The sequence below is a fragment of the Agromyces aurantiacus genome (genome assembly GCF_016907355.1).
Taxonomy (GTDB): domain Bacteria; phylum Actinomycetota; class Actinomycetes; order Actinomycetales; family Microbacteriaceae; genus Agromyces; species Agromyces aurantiacus.
In genome coordinates, this window is sequence record NZ_JAFBBW010000001.1 from 1 (window position 1) to 15,875 (window position 15,875).

Below are 15,875 nucleotides of genomic sequence, written 5' to 3' on the forward strand. Positions count from 1 at the left end.
TCGTGGAGGACGGCGCATTCGACTGGCACCGCGTCTCGGCCGATGCGGCCGCCGCAGGCCTCGACGACGCGACCTACGACTTCGCGATCACGCTGCCCGCCGACTTCTCCGACGCGCTGGCCTCGATCGAGACCGACCACCCGCGGCAGGCCGAGATCCTGCTGTCGACGAACGACGCCAACAGCTACCTCGCCGGCACGATCGGCGCGCAGGCGGTCGAGCGGATCCGCGCGGCGGTCGCCGAGCAGGTCGGCCACGAGGCGGCCGCGCTGCTGCTCGACTCGATCAGCGAGGTCCGCGGCGGGATCGTCGACGCCGCCGACGGGGCGTCGCAGCTGGCCGACGGGACCGCGAGCGCCGTCGACGGCGCCGCCCAGCTGGCCGACGGCGCGGGCCGGCTGAGCACGGGTTCGTCGCAGCTCGCCGACGGGACCGCGCAGCTCGCCGACGGCACCGCCCGGCTCGCCGACGGCTCGTCGCAGCTCGCGAGCGGCGCGGCGCAGGTGGCCGACGGCAACGAGCAGCTCGCCGCCTCCGCCGACCGCGTGGGCGCGGCGGTCGACGAGGCCGCCTCGGCCGTGCCCGAGGCCCGGCAGGCGATCGCCGATGCACTCGCCGCACGCGGGGTCGACCAGGCGACCATCGACGCCGCGCTCGCCGAGCTCGACCCGGTGGGCGACCGCATCGCCGCGGGCGACGACCGCGTGCAGGAGGTCGTCGGGCAGATCGACCGGCTCGCCGAGGGCAGCCGCCAGGTGGCCGACGGCAGCGCCGAGCTCGCCGCGGGCGCCGCCTCGGCCGCCGACGGCGCCGCGCAGGTCGCGGACGGCGCGGCGCAGCTCGCCGACGGCGCCTCGGCGCTGCAGGGCGGAGCGGGCGCGCTCGAGGAGGGGTTGGGCCGGCTCGAGTCCGGCGCGGGCGAGCTGCGCGACGGCCTCGCCGACGGCGCCGCGGAGATCCCCGACACGACCCAGTCCACGCGCGACGCGCAGGCGACGACGATCGCCGACCCGATCGCACTCGAGACCGACTCGGTGACGCACGCCGACAGCTACGGGGCCGGCCTCGCGCCGTTCTTCGCCGCGCTCGCGGGCTGGATCGGCATCTACGCGCTGTTCCTCATCGTCAAGCCCGTCTCGCGGCGCGCGGTCACGGCGCTGCACTCCCCCGTGCGCATCACGCTCGCGGGCTGGCTCACGCCGGGCCTGCTCGGCGCGGTGCAGATGGGCGCCCTGTTCCTCGTGCTCGCGGTCACGCTCGGCTTCCCGATGAGCCATCCGCTCGGGACCTTCGGCGTGATGACGCTCGCGTCGGCGACGTTCGCGGCGATCATCCTCGCGCTGAACGTCTGGCTCGGCTCGGTCGGCCAGTTCCTCGGGCTCGTGCTCATGGTGCTGCAGCTCGTGACGGCGGGCGGCACGTTCCCGTGGCAGACGCTGCCGGCGCCGCTCGCGGCCCTGCACCACGTGCTGCCGATGGGGTACGCGGTCGACGCCATGCGGCAGGTCATGTACGGCGGCGACCTCACGCGTGCGGGCACCGACGCGCTCGTGCTCGGGGCCTGGCTCGCGGGCGCGTTCGCGCTCGCGGCGATCGGGGTCACGCGGATGACGCACTTCCGCACGCTGCGCGACCTCCAGCCGAGCCTGATCGGCTGACCGGCCTCGAGACGCGGCCGCGCTACGCCGGAGTCTGCTGGTGCGCGGCCACGTGCCACGCGCCGTCGTCGTAGAGGTACGTCGTCGACATCCGGATGTTCGCGACCTCGTCGCCGCGGCGCGCGACCGCGCGGTACGCGAGCACGCCCGCGTGCTCGCCGAGGCGCACGACCGCGGGCTCGTGGATCTCGTACGCGTCCCACGGCGGCGTGCTCGCGAACGCAGCCATGATCTCGTCGCGGCCCAGCACGGCGCCCTCGACGATCATGAGCGCGTCGCGGGTCATCGCGCGGGCGTAGTGCGCGCCGCCGCGACCGGCGAGGATGGCGCGCCACCCCGCATGCTCCTCGTGCAGCAGCCGGGCGGGCAGATCGTCGGTGATCTCGGTCATGCGGCCACGCTACCCCGCGCCGGGCGCGGCTCCTACAGCCAGTTGCGCCGCTTGAAGATCACGTAGAGCGTGATGCCGAAGAGCACCATCGCGGCGAGCGCGATGGGGTAGCCGAGCGGATGGTCCAGCTCGGGCATGTGCCGGAAGTTCATGCCGTAGATGGTGCCGATCAGCGTCGGGGCGAAGATGATCGCCGCCCAGCTGGAGATCTTCTTGACCTCCTCGCTCTGGGTGAGGCTCGTCTCGGTCAGGCGCTGCATCTCGTCGTTCTGCCGCTGCGTGACGAGCGTCGAGTGCACGGCGAGGGCGTTCTGCAGGAGCTGCCGGAAGGACTCGCCGCGCTCGACGACGCGGATGACGTGGTCGAGCACGTCGCGCAGGTAGCGCTGCAGCTCGAGGTCGACGCGGTACTTCTCGAAGCCGCGCTCGATGGCCTGGACCATGTCGACGAGCGGGCGCGTGGCGCGCTGGAACTCCATGACCTCGGAGGCGAGGTCGTAGATGCGGCGGGTCACCTGGGGGTCGCCGTCGAAGAGCTCCTCCTCGATCTCGTCGATGTCGTTCTCGAGTCCGGCGAGCACGGGCGCGTATTCGTCGACGACCTCGTCGAGCACGGCGTAGAGCACGGCCTCGGGACCCTGTGCGAGCAGGTCGGGACTGCCCTCGAGACGCCGGCGCACCTTCGCCAGGTTCGGCGACTCGGCGCGGCGGATCGTGATGGCGAAGTCGCGCCCGACGAACAGGTGGACCTCGCCGAACTCCACCTCCTCGGTCGGGTCGAGGTAGCGCGCGGGGCGCAGCACGACGAAGAGCGTGTCGCCGTAGCGCTCGAGCTTGGCGCGCTGGTGGCCCTTGCGGGCGTCCTCGACGGCCAGGTGGTGCAGCGAGAACTCCTCGGCGACCGCGTCGAGCTCGTCGTCGGTCGGCCGGTACAGGCCGATCCAGGAGAAGCCGCCGTGCTCCTCGCGCAGCTCGAAGCTCTCCTCGAGGGTCGCGGGACTCGCCACGCGGCGGCCGTCGCGGTAGACGGCGTTGTCGATGACCGGCACCGCTCCAGTCTCCCCCGCCGGGTCAGTGCGCGGCGGCCCATTGCCCGCGCGTCGGCGTGGGACGCGTGCGGGCGAGCGAGCCCGACTGCATCGCGAGGCGCGCCTCGGCGGCGGCGAAGACGATGCGGTCGGCCTCGGCCTCGTCGATCAGGCCGATGGCGTGATGCTGCACGGCGACGCCGTCGAGCAGGGCCGTGAGCATGCGCGCGTCGGCCTCGGGGTCGGCGCTCGTCGCCGTTCCGGCCGCGACGTTGCGCTCGATGATGTGCGCGAGGCGCCGGTCGGAGTCGCGGTGGTGCCGGGTGAGCGCGGCGTGCAGCTCGGGGTTCCGGGGCGCCTCGCTCCAGGCGTCGATCCAGACGAGGTAGTGCTCGCGCGGGGTCGTGGTGAGCCAGTCGGCGAGCGCCTCGACGGGCTCGAGTCGCTCGGCGAGCTCGTCGTCCTCGATCGACTCGGCCAGCACGGCCGCGTCGAAGGCGGCGGCGACCAGCTGCTCGCGCGTGGCGAAGTAGTGGCGGATGAGGCCGTGCACGACGCCGACCTCGGCGGCGACGTCGCGGAGGGTCACGCCGGCGAAGCCGTCGCGCGCGACGAGGCGCAGCGTCGCCGCGATGATCTGGTCGCGCCGTTCCGCTGGAGCCAGTCGTGTCGCCATCCGCTCATCGTACCGCTCTTGTCCGCATGGACAACGCGATCATCTCCGCGCGTGACGGCGCACCCACTCGTGCATGACGATCGCGGCCGCGGCGCTCGCGTTGATCGAACGCGTCGAGCCGTACTGCGTGATCTCGACGACCGAGTCCGCCGCCGCGAGCGCCTCCTCGCTGAGCCCGGGGCCCTCCTGGCCGAACAGCAGCACGCACCGCTCGGGCAGCTCGGCCCGGTCGACGGGGCGCGCGCCCTCGACGTTGTCCACCGCGACGATCGGCAGGTGCTCGGCGTGCGCCCAGGCGACGAAGTCGGCGACATCCGGATGGTGCATCAGGTGCTGGTATCGGTCGGTGACCATCGCACCCCGCTTGTTCCAGCGACGGCGCCCGATGATGTGCACGGTCTCGGCCGCGAACGCGTTCGCGGTGCGCACGATCGAGCCGATGTTGAGGTCGTGCTGCCAGTTCTCGATCGCGACGTGGAACGGATGCCGCCGCTCGTCGAGGTCGGCGACGATCGCCTCGAGCCGCCAGTAGCGGTAGCGGTCGACGACGTTGCGCCGGTCGCCGTGCTCGAGCAGCTCTGGATCGTAGCGCGGGTCGTCGGGCCAGGCGTCGCGGCAGCCGGGCCACGGCCCGACGCCGTGCTGCGGCAGCTGCGGCTCGTCGTGCGCGGCACCTTCGGGGTGCGGCTCGCCCACGTCATCCGCTCCTCGCTGGATCTCATCCACCACGCGCCCACGCTAGCCCGACGCGTGCCGCGTGCACGACGGCGACCCCGGCCGCGGCCGGCCCCTCCACGAGTCGAGGGGTTTTCGGCGTGCCGAAAAATCCGTATCCTTTCGGTATGCCGAAAACCGTTGACGAGGACGTCACGACCCCGCCCGTCACGACCCGGGCCGCGCCGCAGGCCTCGGTCGCCCGCCTCGCGTGGCTGATCGGGCCCGCGCTCGTGGCCGGCGTCGCCTACCTCGATCCCGGCAACGTCGCGAGCAACATGACCGCGGGGGCGCAGTACGGCTACCTGCTGGTCTGGGTCGTCGTGCTCGCCAACGTGATGGCCTGGCTCATCCAGTACCTGTCGGCCAAGCTCGGCATCGTCACGGGCGAGAGCCTGCCCGAGGTGCTCGGGCGGCGCCTGCGCAACCGCTGGGGGCGGCGCGCCTACTGGCTGCAGGCCGAGCTCGTCGCGATGGCGACCGACCTCGCCGAGGTCATCGGCGGCGCGGTCGCCCTCAACCTGCTCTTCGGCGTGCCGCTCATCTGGGGCGGCCTCATCACGGGCGTCGTGTCGATCGCGCTGCTCGTGCTCCAGTCCCGGCGCGGCCCGCGCACGTTCGAGTTCGTCATCATGGGGCTGCTGATCATCATCGCCGCAGGATTCACGGTCGGCGTGTTCATCGCGCCGCCCGACCCGGCCGGGCTCGCCGCCGGGCTCGTGCCGAGGTTCGAGGGGGCGAACTCGGTGCTGCTCGCGGCGTCGATCCTCGGTGCGACGATCATGCCGCACGCCATCTACGCGCACTCGGCGCTGAGTCGCGACCGCTTCGTGATGCGGCAACCGCTCGGAGCGGCATCCGGTTCGCTGCCGGCCCGCCGTGGACTCCTCGGCCGCCTCGTGGTCCGCGAGGGCGAGGCGTCCTTCGACCGCCGCCGCGGCGGCGAGCCCGGCACGGCGACCGCGCTGCCCGCCGACCGGCTCGTGCGCGCCACCCGGTGGGACGTCTCGATCGCCATGGCGATCGCGGGCACGGTCAACCTCTGCATCATGCTCCTCGCCGCCGTGAACCTCGCGGGCGTCGAGGGCACCGACAGCCTCGAGGGCGCGTACGCCGCCCTCGACGCCTCGCTCGGACCGGCGATCGCCACGCTCTTCGCCGTGGGCCTCCTCGCCTCGGGGCTCGCCTCGACGTCGGTCGGCGCCTACGCCGGCGCCGAGATCATGCAGGGGCTGCTGCACATCCGCATCCCGCTCATCCTCCGCCGGCTCATCACGCTCGTGCCGGCGCTCGCGGTGCTCTGGCTGGGGTTCGACCCCACGCTCTCGCTCGTGCTGAGCCAGGTCGTGCTCTCGTTCGGCATCCCCTTCGCGCTCGTGCCCCTCGTCGCGCTGACCGCGCGCCGCACCGTGCTCGGCCGGTGGCGCAACCACTGGGCCACGACCGCCGCAGGGATCGCCGCCTCGGTCTTCCTCATCACGCTCAACGGCGTGCTGCTCTGGCTGGTCTTCACGGGCGCGTGAGCCGAGCTCCCGTCGCCCGGCCCGCCCCCCGGCCGCGACGACGGGAACCGCCCCGGGTGCACGGCACGGAACGGCACCCGGGGCGGGGTCATCGGCGGTGACGGATGCCGCGGCGGGCGGCACGCGGCATCCGTCACCGCGGTTCGGGGTCAGTCGTCGAACACCGACGACCACTCGGCATCGGCGCCGTCGGCGATCGAGACCCACGCCTTCGGCACGGCGACCACCGCGACCTCGCCCGTCGCGGCGAGCTTGCCCTTGCCGGCGAGCTCGCCGTCGACGTAGTACGCGAACGCCGGGTCGTACGGGATCTGCACCACGTCGTGGTCGGTGCCCGGGCGGTCCTTGAACGTCGGACCGACCGGCGTCGCGGGCGCCGTGAGCACCGGCACGTCGGCGAAGTCCATGTCGCTGGCCAGGTAGAACGACGTGTACGCGGGCTGGTTGTACGTCGTCTGCTGGCGCGCGGTCTCGGCGCGGTACTGCACGTCGTGCATGAGCGTCGGCAGCGCGTGCGTCGTGGGCTCGGTCGCCGTGTAGATGCGCAGCGCGGTCGAGTCGGCCGCGCGCACGAGCAGCTCCTCGCGCCAGTCGCCGAACACGTCGGCGACGAGGGACGGATTGCCCTTCGTGCTGTTGTTCGTCAGCGTTCCGGCCGCCGTGAGCACGCGTCCGCGCTCCCAGTCGTCGATCGTCGGCGTCGCGGTGCCGCTGCCGTTCACGATCTGCGTCGTGAGGTCGGGCGACCAGCGGATGGACATGTTCGTACCCGGAATGGACGACGACAGGATGTCGCCGCTCGCGCTGAGCAGTCCGCTCGCCTCGGTGCCGCCGGGCATGCTGGCCCACACCTCGATGCCGGGCACGTCGCTGCGGACGTCGCCGATCATCGCGCGGCCGGTGTCACGGCCGGAGTATGCGCCGAAGAGCGCCTGGCCGGTCGCCGCGTCGCGCAGCACGGAGCCGTAGGGCGCGTACGAGGCGCCCTCGTGCGCGGTCCAGATCTCGACGCCCGGACGCGCCGGGTCGATGTCGGTCACGTGCATCGCGTCGCCGTGGCCGAGCCGCACGGTCTCGCCGGGCGCCGCGCTGCCCTCGGGCAGCACGTCGGTCGAGCTGTACAGCAGGCTGCCGTCGTCGTCGATCGTGGCCGAGCCGTAGACGACCTCCTGCCGGCCGTCGCCGTCGACGTCGGCCGCGCTCAGGGAGTGGTCGCCCTGCGTCGTGATCGAGCCGAACTCGGGGTCGGTGCCGTCGCGGCCGTGCGGCGAGTCGTTGAACGGGTTCGACATCGGCACGTGGCCGCTGTCGACCGACCAGCGCTCGCTCAGCCGCTCGCCGTCCCAGTCGTAGGCGACCATCGTCGTGCGCGTGTAGTACCCGCGTGCGAACAGCGCGGACGGGTGCTCGCCGTCGAAGTAGCCGACGCCCGCGAGGAACCGGTCGACTCGGTTGCCGGGCTCGATGCGGGCCATGGCGTAGTCGCCCCAGAGCAGGCCGTCGTCGCCGCGCCCGGGCTCGTACGGGATGGTCTGGAGCTCCTCGCCCGTGGCGCTGTCGAACACCGTGAGGTACTCGGGCCCGTCGACGATGAAGCCCTCGAACGTCGTGAGGTCGTTGCGCGCGCTCCGCGCGGGAGCGTAGACGCCGATGAAGTGGTCGACGAGCTCCTCGGCGCCCTCGCGGCTGAGCGGGTACTCGTGCGTCACGGGGATGCCGAACGCCTCCTCGAGCGTCGCCGGCCAGTGGCCGGCGACCACCTCGGGGTGCTCGCTCCAGCCCTGGAACATCTCGACGAGGTGCTCGCGGTAGTCGGCCGCGCTCATGCGGTAGTCGTCGTCGTGCGAGTACCCGGCCGCGACATCCGCCTCGGGCATCGTGACGAAGCGCTCGCCCGCGACCGAGCCGTCGGCCGCGTAGGTGATCGACTTCGTGCCGGGCGCGGTCTTCAGCATGGTCTCGGAGCGGCCGTCGCCGTCGAAGTCGTAGACCAGGAACTGCGTGTAGTGGGCGCCGGCCCGGATGTTCACGCCCAGGTCGATGCGGTTCAGCAGCGTGCCGTCGAGCTCGTACGTGTCGAGGTAGACCGTGCCCGTGTAGCCCTTCTGCGAGACGTCCTTCGAGTTCGACGGGTCCCACTTGACCACGAACTCGTACTGGCCGTCGCCGTCGACGTCGCCGACCGACGCGTCGTTGGCCGAGTACGTGAAGGCCTCGCCGGCGGGCGTCACGCCGTCGGCGGGCTTCTGCAGCGGCAGGTCGTAGTAGCCCTGCTGCCAGGCGGAGGTCGCGGCACTCGCCTCGAGCTCGACGCCGTTCACGATGGGTGCCACGGTGTACTCCGCCTCTGCCGAGCCGTCGGGGTCGGCGAAGTTCGTGCTGTCGGTGACGACCGCGATGCGCTCGCCGTCGCGCGAGACCGCGAAGTCCGGGCCGTCGACGCCGGTGTCGGTGGTGCCGCTCACCTCGGGGGCGAGCAGGCGCCAGCTGAGGAACACGCCCTCGCCGGTGGCGACGGCGACGAGGCCGCGGTCGAGGGCCTCGAGCTGCGGCGTGCCGGCGGGCGGACCGGCGTCTGGCGGCGCCGCGGTCGCGGGCTGGGCGACCCCGGCGATGAGGCAGCCGGCGGCGGCGACCGCCAGCGCTGCGCGGAGCGGATGGTGTCCGAGATTCATCATCGAATCCTTCTCTGGGCGTGCGGCCCGTCGTTGGGATAGCGCTTTCCGTGCCCGCCCGACGCTACCCCCGTCCGGGGGCCGGGTCAACCCCGGGCCATCCGCTCGCCATCCATTCATGCGGATATACGATCCGCCACGCCGGGATCGCGGCCGGATCCGCGGCGCGCCGGATCGTATCTCCGCAGAAGCGGACGCGGGTAGGGTGGGGGCCGATGCCGACGACCCCCAGCCCCGCCATCGAGGACTACCTCAAGACGGTGTACGCCCACACCGAGTGGCAGCCCGAGGCCATCACGCCGTCGGGCCTCGCCGCGGCGCTCGGCGTCGCCCCGTCCTCGGTCACCGAGATGGTCAAGAAGATGGCCGCGCAGGGCCTCGTGCAGCACGTGCCGTACGGCGCCATCCGACTCACCGAGGCCGGGCGCACCCGCGCGCTCGCGGTCGTGCGCCGGCACCGGCTCATCGAGACCTGGCTCGTGCGCGAGATGGGCTACGCGTGGGACGAGGTGCACGACGAGGCCGAGGTGCTCGAGCACGCGCTCTCCGACCGGCTGCTCGAGGCCATCGACGCCCGGCTCGGCCGGCCCGCGCGCGACCCGCACGGCGACGCGATCCCCGCCGCCGACGGCACGCTCGCCTCCGAGCCGGCCGTGCGGCTCGACGAGGCGGCCGCCGGTCACGTCGGCCGGGTCATCCGGATCAGCGACCGCGACCCCGCGGTGCTCCGCGAGCTCGACGAGGCCGGGGTCGGCCCCGGCAGCGAGCTGCGGGTCGCGGATCGCGCGGACGCGGCATCCGTCACCGTCGTCGTCGACGGCACCACCCGCGCCATCGCCACGGAGGCCGCGGCGGGCATCTGGGTCTCTGCCTGAGCCATTCGCCGTCGGAGAATTCCTCCCGCTCGAGTCGATCGTCCGCGAGGATGGGGTGATGGGCCACGCAGGCGAGAAGATCACGCCCGAGCTGACGGATGCGCAGTGGGACCGGCTGCGGCGCTACGGCGTGCCGGTCGACACCGCCGCGGGCGACGTGCTGTTCCGGGTCGGCGATCGGAACTACGACCTGATCCTCGTCGAGTCCGGCGAGGTCGAGGTCGTGCGCGAGGCGCTGTGGTGGACCGAGGAGACCCAGCTCGCGCGCCTCGGGCCGCGGACCTTCGTGGGCGAGCTCGGGCTGCTCAACGGCCAGCGCGCGTTCCTCACCGCGCGCGCGACCGAGCCCGGGCGCGTGCTCCGCGTCGACCACGATGCGCTCCAGCGCATGATGGCCGAGGACGACGAGTTGTGCGACCTCATGCTGCGCACGCTCTGGGCGCGACGCGAGATGCTGCGCCACGGGCCCGCCGCGTGGACGCTCAAGATCGTCGGCTCGTCGCGGTCGGCCGAGTCGCTCGCCGTCCAGCGCTACGCCGAGCGGCTCGAGCTCGTGCACACGTGGATCGACGTGGAGGACCCCGCGCTCACGCACGACATCTGGTCGCACGGCTACACGCGCGACGACCTGCCGGTCGCGATCGTGCAGGGCGAGATCGTGCGCAGGGCGACGCCGGGGCAGATCGCCGAGATGCTCGGCCTCGCGTACACGGCCGATGACGACACCGAGTTCGACCTCGCCGTCGTCGGCGCGGGCCCGGCCGGCCTCGCAGCGGCGATCTACGGCGCATCCGAGGGCCTGCGCACCGTCCTCCTCGACGCGGTCGCGCCCGGCGGGCAGTCGGCCACGACGTCGCGCATCGAGAACTACCTCGGCTTCCCGTTCGGCGTGAGCGGCGACGCGCTCACCTCGCAGGCGTCGCTGCAGGCGTTCAAGTTCGGCGTCCGCATCGCGGCGCCCTGCCCCGTCGTGAGGCTCGACGCCGACGCCGGCGTGCACCGCCTGCTGCTCGCCGACGGCACGGTCGTGCGCGCCCGGGCCGTGGTCGTCACCACGGGCGTGGCATACCGCGGGCTCGACCTGCCGCGCTGGGACGAGTTCGAGGGCGCGGGCATCCACCACGCGGCGACCGCGCTCGAGCTGCGCCAGGTGGCCGGCTCCGACGTCGTCGTGATCGGCGGTGCGAACTCGGCCGGGCAGGCCGCGCTCGCGCTCGCCGCGAACGCCTGCCGAGTGCGGCTCATCGTGCGGTCGGGCGACCTGTCCGAGCGGATGTCGAGCTACCTCGTCGACCGGATCCGCGAGGACTCGCGCATCGACGTGCACACCGGCACCGAGGTCGTCGCCCTCGACGGCGGAGACCGGCTCGAGCGCGTCACCTTGCAGGGCCCGTCGTCGATGGAGACCGTCGACTGCACGGCGCTGTTCTGCTTCATCGGCGCGGTGCCCGCGACCGACTGGCTCGTCGAGCTCGAGCGCGACGAGGCCGGGTTCGTGCACACGGGGGCCGACGTGGTCGGCGTCGGCGACGCCTGGCGCGAGCTCGAGCGGATGCCGCTCCCCTTCGAGACGTCGGTGCCCCGCGTGTTCGCCGCGGGCGACGTTCGGCGCGGCTCGATGAAGCGCGTCGCGGCGGCGGTCGGCGAGGGGTCGAGCGCCGTCGCCTCGGTCCACCAGGCATTGGCAATGATGGAGGTGTTCGCATGACGGATCAGAAGAAGCAGCCCCCCGCACCGTCGGGCACGGGATGCGTGGAGTGCCTGGAGAGCGGCGGCTGGTGGTGGCGCCTGCGGCGCTGCGTCGAGTGCGGCCACATCGGCTGTTGCGACTCGTCGCCCGAGCAGCACGCCAAGCGGCACGCGCACGAGACCGGGCACGCCGTGGTCGCCTCGTTCGAGCCTGGCGACTACTGGTTCTGGGACTACCTCGCCGACACCTCCGCCGAGAGGTTCCCGCTGCCTCCGCCCCTCTCCCGGCCCGAGGACCAGCCGTCGCCGGGCCCGGAGGGCAAGGTGCCGCCGAACTGGCGGGACCTTGTGCTCTTCGATTGACCGCGCGCACCGCGGCGGTCGGCGAGGGCTCGAGCACCGTGGCATCCGTGCACCGCGCCCTCGCCGTACTGGAGGTGTTCGTATGACCGACCTCGCCCCGCCGCCGTCGGGTACCGGCTGCGCCGAGTGCCTTGCGAACCCCGACGGCTGGTGGTTCCACCTGCGCCGCTGCGTGGAGTGCGGCCATATCGGCTGCTGCGACGCGTCGATCGGACGGCACGCGCGCCGCCATGCCGACGAGACGGGGCACGCCGTCGCCGCCTCGTTCGAGCCCGGCGAGGAGTGGTTCTGGGACTACGAGGCCGAGACGTCGGCACGGCGCGTGCCGCTCGCGCCGCCGCGGTGGCGGCCCGAGGACCAGCCGGCGCCCGGACCCGAGGGACGCGTGCCGGCTGACTGGAAGTCGCGCCTGCACCAGTGAGCGCGCACTGCGGCCGGGTCCCGGCCCGGTGCACCCCGCGGCATCCGCTGTTCATCGGCTTGTGATGTGCGCCCCGTACGCTGGTGCGCATGGCGAAGCGTGAAGAGGTCGAGGCCTGGCTGACCGACATGGACGGCGTGCTCGTGCACGAGAACCACGCCCTCCCGGGTGCCGCCGAGCTGCTGCAGCAGTGGGAGGACGCCGGTACGCCCTACCTGGTGCTGACCAACAACTCGATCTTCACCGCGCGCGACCTGTCGGCGCGACTGCGCGCCTCGGGCCTCAACGTCCCCGAGGATCGCATCTGGACCTCCGCGCTCGCGACCGCGGACTTCCTCAAGCAGCAACTCCCGGGCGGCTCGGCGTTCGTCATCGGCGAGGCCGGCATCCTCACGGCGCTGCACGACGCGGGGTTCATCATGACCGAGACGAACCCCGACTTCGTCGTCGTCGGCGAGACGCGCAACTACTCGTTCGAGGCGATCACGAAGGCGATCCGCCACATCGGCAACGGTGCGCGGTTCATCGTCACGAACCCGGATGCCACGGGGCCGAGCGCCGAGGGCCCGCTGCCCGCGACCGGGGCGATCGCCGCGCTCATCACGAAGGCCACGGGCAAGGAGCCCTACGTCGTCGGCAAGCCGAACCCGATGATGTTCCGCTCGGCGCTGAACAAGATCGGCGCCCACTCCGAGCACACCGCCATGATCGGCGACCGCATGGACACCGACATCGTCGCGGGCATCGAGGCCGGGCTGCACACCGTGCTCGTGCTCACGGGCATCAGCGACCAGGCCGAGATCGAGAAGTACCCGTTCCGGCCCGACGAGATCCTCGGCGGCGTCTTCGAACTGGTCTCGGCCGAGCCGGTCGAGGTCGAGCTCTAGCCCGCGTCAGGGCAGGTCGATCTCGCGGGCCGGATCCCACGGCTCGGTCCAGCCGAGCCGGTCGAACATCGTGTCGAGCACGAGCGCGGTGAAGCCCCACACGAGCCGCTCGGCGCCGGCGGCGTGCACGACGAAGCCGGGGCCGCGCCATTCCTCGCCGTCGCGCCGCAGCACCGTCGTGCGCCGGTTCGCCGGATCGAGCAGGTCGGCGACCGGCGTGCGGAAGACCGCGGAGGACTCGGCGACATCGACGGGCCGCACGGCCGAGGGCCGGCTCCACCAGCCGAGCACCGGCGTCACGAGGTGCCGCGAGTAGGCGAGCGGGATGGCCTGCAGCGTGCCGAGCACGTCGACGCCGGTCGGGTCGAGCCCGGTCTCCTCGTACGCCTCGCGCAGCGCGGCCTCGATGAGGTCGCCGTCGCCGTCCTCGACGCGGCCTCCGGGGAACGCGATCTGGCCGGCGTGCGACCGGAGCGTGGCGGCCCGGGCGAGCAGCAGCACGTCGAGGTCGCGCGAGACGGCGGACGCCTGCGCGGCGTGATCGCTCGGCAGCCCGTCGAGCACGCCGAAGAGGATCAGCACTGCGGCCTCGCGGGCCTCGCCGTCGACCGGCTCGCGCACGCTCGCCCACCGCTCGGCCAGCCCGGCGTCGTCGACGAGCGCCGCCAGCTGGGCGCGGGCGGTCGCGGGCGCGTCGTCGCGGGGGGTCACCCGATGAGGGTACCCCCTCGCCCGGCTCCGGCCGGTGTGCGAGTGCGCCTACGCGCGGTCGGGTTCGCTCGAGCCGTCGGCGGCCGGCGGCTCGTCGGGACCGTCGGCGGCCGGCGGCTCGTCGGGACCGTCGGCGGCCGGCGGCTCGGGGGGATCCGGACGCTCGTCATGCGCGCCCTGCTCCGAGGCGTCGACCGCCTCCTCGGCGGCCCCGGGCTCGTCGGGCTGCTCGGCGTCGTGCGTGGCCGGCTCGTCCTCTCGCGGGCGGCGCGACCAGCGGCTCTCGTGCAGGAACACCTGCGTCACGATGACGGCGGCGACGATCACGACCGCCGCGACCCAGAAGGTCCAGTCCATGGTTCCCCTCAGGCCAGCCGGCCGTACGCGAGCTCGACGCCGGCCCAGAACCGCTCGACGTCGAGTCCGACCGCGACGCGAGCATTGGGCTCGCGCGCGAGCATCCCGTCGAGGTCGACGCTCGTGGCGCCCACGGTCTCGGACCCGACGAGCTCGACGTCGAGTCGCGTGTGCACGACCTCGACCGCGCCCGGGTCGGCGAGTACGGCGACGGCGACCGGGTCGTGCAGCGGGCCGTCCGGCATGCCGAACACCTCGTCGTTGGTCCGGCAGAAGAACTCGAGCAGCTCGTCGCCGAAACCCGCTGTGCGATTGCCGACGGCCGCGAGGCGTTCGCGCACGCGGCTCGTCACGAGTGCGCGGTGCGTCACGTTCAGGCCGACCATGGTGAACCGGACGCCGCTGCGGAGCACGAGGTCGAGGGCCTCGGGGTCGACCCACGCGTTGAACTCGGCGTACGGGGTCACGTTGCCGCGCTCGGTCGACCCGCCCATCCACACGATCTCGCGGACCCGATCGGCCAGCTCCGGCCGGTCGCGCAGGAACACCGCCACATTCGTGATGGGTCCGGTCGCGATGATCGCCACGGGCTCGGATGCCGCGACGAGGGTGTCGGCGATGAGCTCGGTGGCGCTGCGGACGTCGAGCGGCACGGGCGTCTCCCCCGCGTCGGGATCGGGCAGCTCCGGCCCGCCGAGCCCGTTCTCGCCGTGGATCCACTCGGCCGTCGACAGCTCGCGCTGCAGCGGACCGGATGCGCCCGCGGCGACGGGCACGCCGGCGACGCCGGCGACCGAGAGCGCGATGCGGGCGTTGCGGCTCGTGTGCTCGAGCGGAACGTTGCCGCCCACAGTCGTCACGGCGAGCAGCTCGAGCTCCGGGTGCCCGGCGGCGAGCCACAGCGCCATCACGTCGTCGTGTCCTGGGTCGCAGTCGACGATCACGGGAACGGTCACGGAGCCTCCATCCGCTCGGCGAGATCCAGCACCGCGTCGCGCGCGGCGTACGAGTCGACGGTGCCGCGGCCCTGCACCGCGAGCGCGCCGGCGGCGACCGCGGCCCGCACGGCGTCGAGCAGCCTGCTGCCCTCCGCGAGCATCGCGGCGAGCGTCCCCGTCGCGGCATCCCCCGCGCCGGTGGTGTCGACGACCTCGACCTCGGGCGCCGCGACCGCCCACGACCCCGTGCCGTCGGCGGCGACCGCACCGCGGGCGCCGAGCGTGACGACGACCGACCGCGCGAGCGCGCCGACGACGGATGCCGCGGCCTCGCGCCACGCGTCGGCCGGCGCGTCGTCGGCGAGCCCGGCCCCGAGGCCGAGCGTCCGCGCCTCGTGGACGTTGACGACGAGCGGGTCGGCGACGGCGACCGCCTCCTCGGCGACGGCGACGGGGGGCGCGAGGTTGAGCACGAAGCGCACGCCCGCCGCATCGCATGCCGCGGCGAGCGCCTCGATCGTCGGCACGGGCAGCTCGCCCTGGGTGAGCACGACGCCGGCGACGGCGATGCGCTCGCGCTCGGCCGCGACCACCTCGACGCCGAGGGCCGAGTTCGCGCCGGAGGTCACGACGATGGTGTTCTCGCCCGTGCCGGACACCGTGATCTGCGCCACCCCGGTCGGCTCGCCGGGCACGGAGGCCACGCCATCCGTCGCGAGGCCGAAGCCCGCGAACGCCTGCCGGGGCACCTCCGCGTTCGCGTCGTCCCCGACCCGCGCGACGAGCTCGACGGGCGCGCCCGACAGGTGCGCGGCGACCGCCTGGTTCGCCCCCTTGCCGCCGAGCGCGACCCGGAAGCCGTGCGAGTGCACGGTCTCGCCGGGACGCGGGAACTCGCCGACGTAGCTCGTCGCGTCGACGTTCACGGAGCCGAACACGACGACGCCGTGCGACCGCGTCTCGGCCACG

Annotated in this window: 16 protein-coding genes; 7 read left to right on the forward strand and 9 right to left on the reverse strand. The window is 73.4% G+C overall.

Annotation, left to right across the window (positions count from 1 at the left end; genetic code table 11):
• Positions 1-1,658 (forward strand): YhgE/Pip domain-containing protein (locus JOD46_RS00005; RefSeq protein WP_204390613.1); only part of this gene is annotated, 1,658 nt, incomplete at its 5' end.
• A gap of 22 nt (positions 1,659-1,680) precedes the next feature.
• On the opposite strand, the gene JOD46_RS00010 is transcribed toward JOD46_RS00005, so the two are convergent.
• From JOD46_RS00010 to JOD46_RS00025, 4 genes are read right to left on the reverse strand one after another with little or no spacing between them, the layout of a single operon-like run.
• Positions 1,681-2,049, reverse strand: a complete 369-nt coding sequence (locus JOD46_RS00010; protein WP_204390615.1) for a DUF4440 domain-containing protein — start codon at positions 2,047-2,049, stop codon at positions 1,681-1,683.
• 32 nt (positions 2,050-2,081) lie between these two features.
• Positions 2,082-3,098: a magnesium and cobalt transport protein CorA gene (locus JOD46_RS00015; protein WP_204390616.1), complete on the reverse strand. Its 1,017-nt coding sequence runs from the start codon at positions 3,096-3,098 to the stop codon at positions 2,082-2,084.
• 22 nt (positions 3,099-3,120) lie between these two features.
• Positions 3,121-3,753, reverse strand: coding sequence for a TetR/AcrR family transcriptional regulator (locus tag JOD46_RS00020; protein ID WP_204390619.1), 633 nt, complete (start codon positions 3,751-3,753; stop codon positions 3,121-3,123).
• 39 nt (positions 3,754-3,792) lie between these two features.
• Entirely contained in the window at positions 3,793-4,449 is a 657-nt protein-coding gene (locus tag JOD46_RS00025) for a TrmH family RNA methyltransferase (RefSeq protein WP_204396027.1), read from the reverse strand.
• A 146-nt stretch (positions 4,450-4,595) separates the two neighbouring features.
• Between JOD46_RS00025 and JOD46_RS00030 the strand changes: the two genes are divergently transcribed.
• Positions 4,596-5,990 (forward strand): Nramp family divalent metal transporter, encoded by a 1,395-nt coding sequence (locus JOD46_RS00030; protein ID WP_204390627.1) that lies wholly within the window; start codon positions 4,596-4,598, stop codon positions 5,988-5,990.
• A 149-nt stretch (positions 5,991-6,139) separates the two neighbouring features.
• Here the strand turns inward: JOD46_RS00030 and JOD46_RS00035 are convergent, their stop codons facing one another.
• Positions 6,140-8,668 carry a rhamnogalacturonan lyase gene (locus tag JOD46_RS00035; protein WP_372431770.1) on the reverse strand — a complete coding sequence of 843 codons (2,529 nt, stop codon included), beginning with the start codon at positions 8,666-8,668 and terminating at the stop codon, positions 6,140-6,142.
• A 212-nt stretch (positions 8,669-8,880) separates the two neighbouring features.
• Between JOD46_RS00035 and JOD46_RS00040 the strand changes: the two genes are divergently transcribed.
• The 5 genes from JOD46_RS00040 to JOD46_RS00060 all read left to right on the forward strand — a co-directional run bounded on the left by JOD46_RS00040 (position 8,881) and on the right by JOD46_RS00060 (position 12,900).
• Positions 8,881-9,540 (forward strand): metal-dependent transcriptional regulator, encoded by a 660-nt coding sequence (locus JOD46_RS00040; RefSeq protein ID WP_204390631.1) that lies wholly within the window; start codon positions 8,881-8,883, stop codon positions 9,538-9,540.
• A gap of 58 nt (positions 9,541-9,598) precedes the next feature.
• A complete protein-coding gene (locus tag JOD46_RS00045; protein WP_204390633.1) occupies positions 9,599-11,248 on the forward strand; it encodes an FAD-dependent oxidoreductase in 1,650 nt (549 codons plus the stop codon).
• A complete protein-coding gene (locus tag JOD46_RS00050; RefSeq protein WP_204390636.1) occupies positions 11,245-11,592 on the forward strand; it encodes a UBP-type zinc finger domain-containing protein in 348 nt (115 codons plus the stop codon). The genes JOD46_RS00045 and JOD46_RS00050 overlap by 4 nt, the downstream gene beginning before the upstream one ends.
• 82 nt (positions 11,593-11,674) lie before the next feature.
• Positions 11,675-12,013, forward strand: coding sequence for a UBP-type zinc finger domain-containing protein (locus tag JOD46_RS00055; protein ID WP_204390638.1), 339 nt, complete (start codon positions 11,675-11,677; stop codon positions 12,011-12,013).
• Positions 12,014-12,102: 89 nt separating this feature from the next.
• The gene (locus JOD46_RS00060) at positions 12,103-12,900 is read left to right on the forward strand and encodes an HAD-IIA family hydrolase (RefSeq protein ID WP_204390639.1); all 798 of its coding nucleotides are present in this window, start codon (positions 12,103-12,105) and stop codon (positions 12,898-12,900) included.
• A 6-nt stretch (positions 12,901-12,906) separates the two neighbouring features.
• Here JOD46_RS00060 and JOD46_RS00065 read toward each other — a convergent pair whose 3' ends face one another.
• The 4 genes from JOD46_RS00065 to JOD46_RS00080 are packed head-to-tail and all read right to left on the reverse strand — an operon-like array spanning position 12,907 to position 15,874.
• The gene (locus JOD46_RS00065) at positions 12,907-13,611 is read right to left on the reverse strand and encodes an NUDIX hydrolase (protein WP_204390641.1); all 705 of its coding nucleotides are present in this window, start codon (positions 13,609-13,611) and stop codon (positions 12,907-12,909) included.
• Between the two features lie 48 nt (positions 13,612-13,659).
• Positions 13,660-13,968, reverse strand: coding sequence for a hypothetical protein (locus JOD46_RS00070; RefSeq protein WP_204390643.1), 309 nt, complete (start codon positions 13,966-13,968; stop codon positions 13,660-13,662).
• A gap of 8 nt (positions 13,969-13,976) precedes the next feature.
• On the reverse strand, positions 13,977-14,924 hold the full coding sequence (locus JOD46_RS00075) for a nucleoside hydrolase (protein WP_204390645.1): 948 nt from the start codon (positions 14,922-14,924) through the stop codon (positions 13,977-13,979).
• The gene (locus JOD46_RS00080; protein ID WP_204390647.1) at positions 14,921-15,874 is read right to left on the reverse strand and encodes a ribokinase; all 954 of its coding nucleotides are present in this window, start codon (positions 15,872-15,874) and stop codon (positions 14,921-14,923) included. Before JOD46_RS00080 ends, JOD46_RS00075 begins: the two co-directional genes overlap by 4 nt.
• Position 15,875 lies beyond the last annotated feature (1 nt).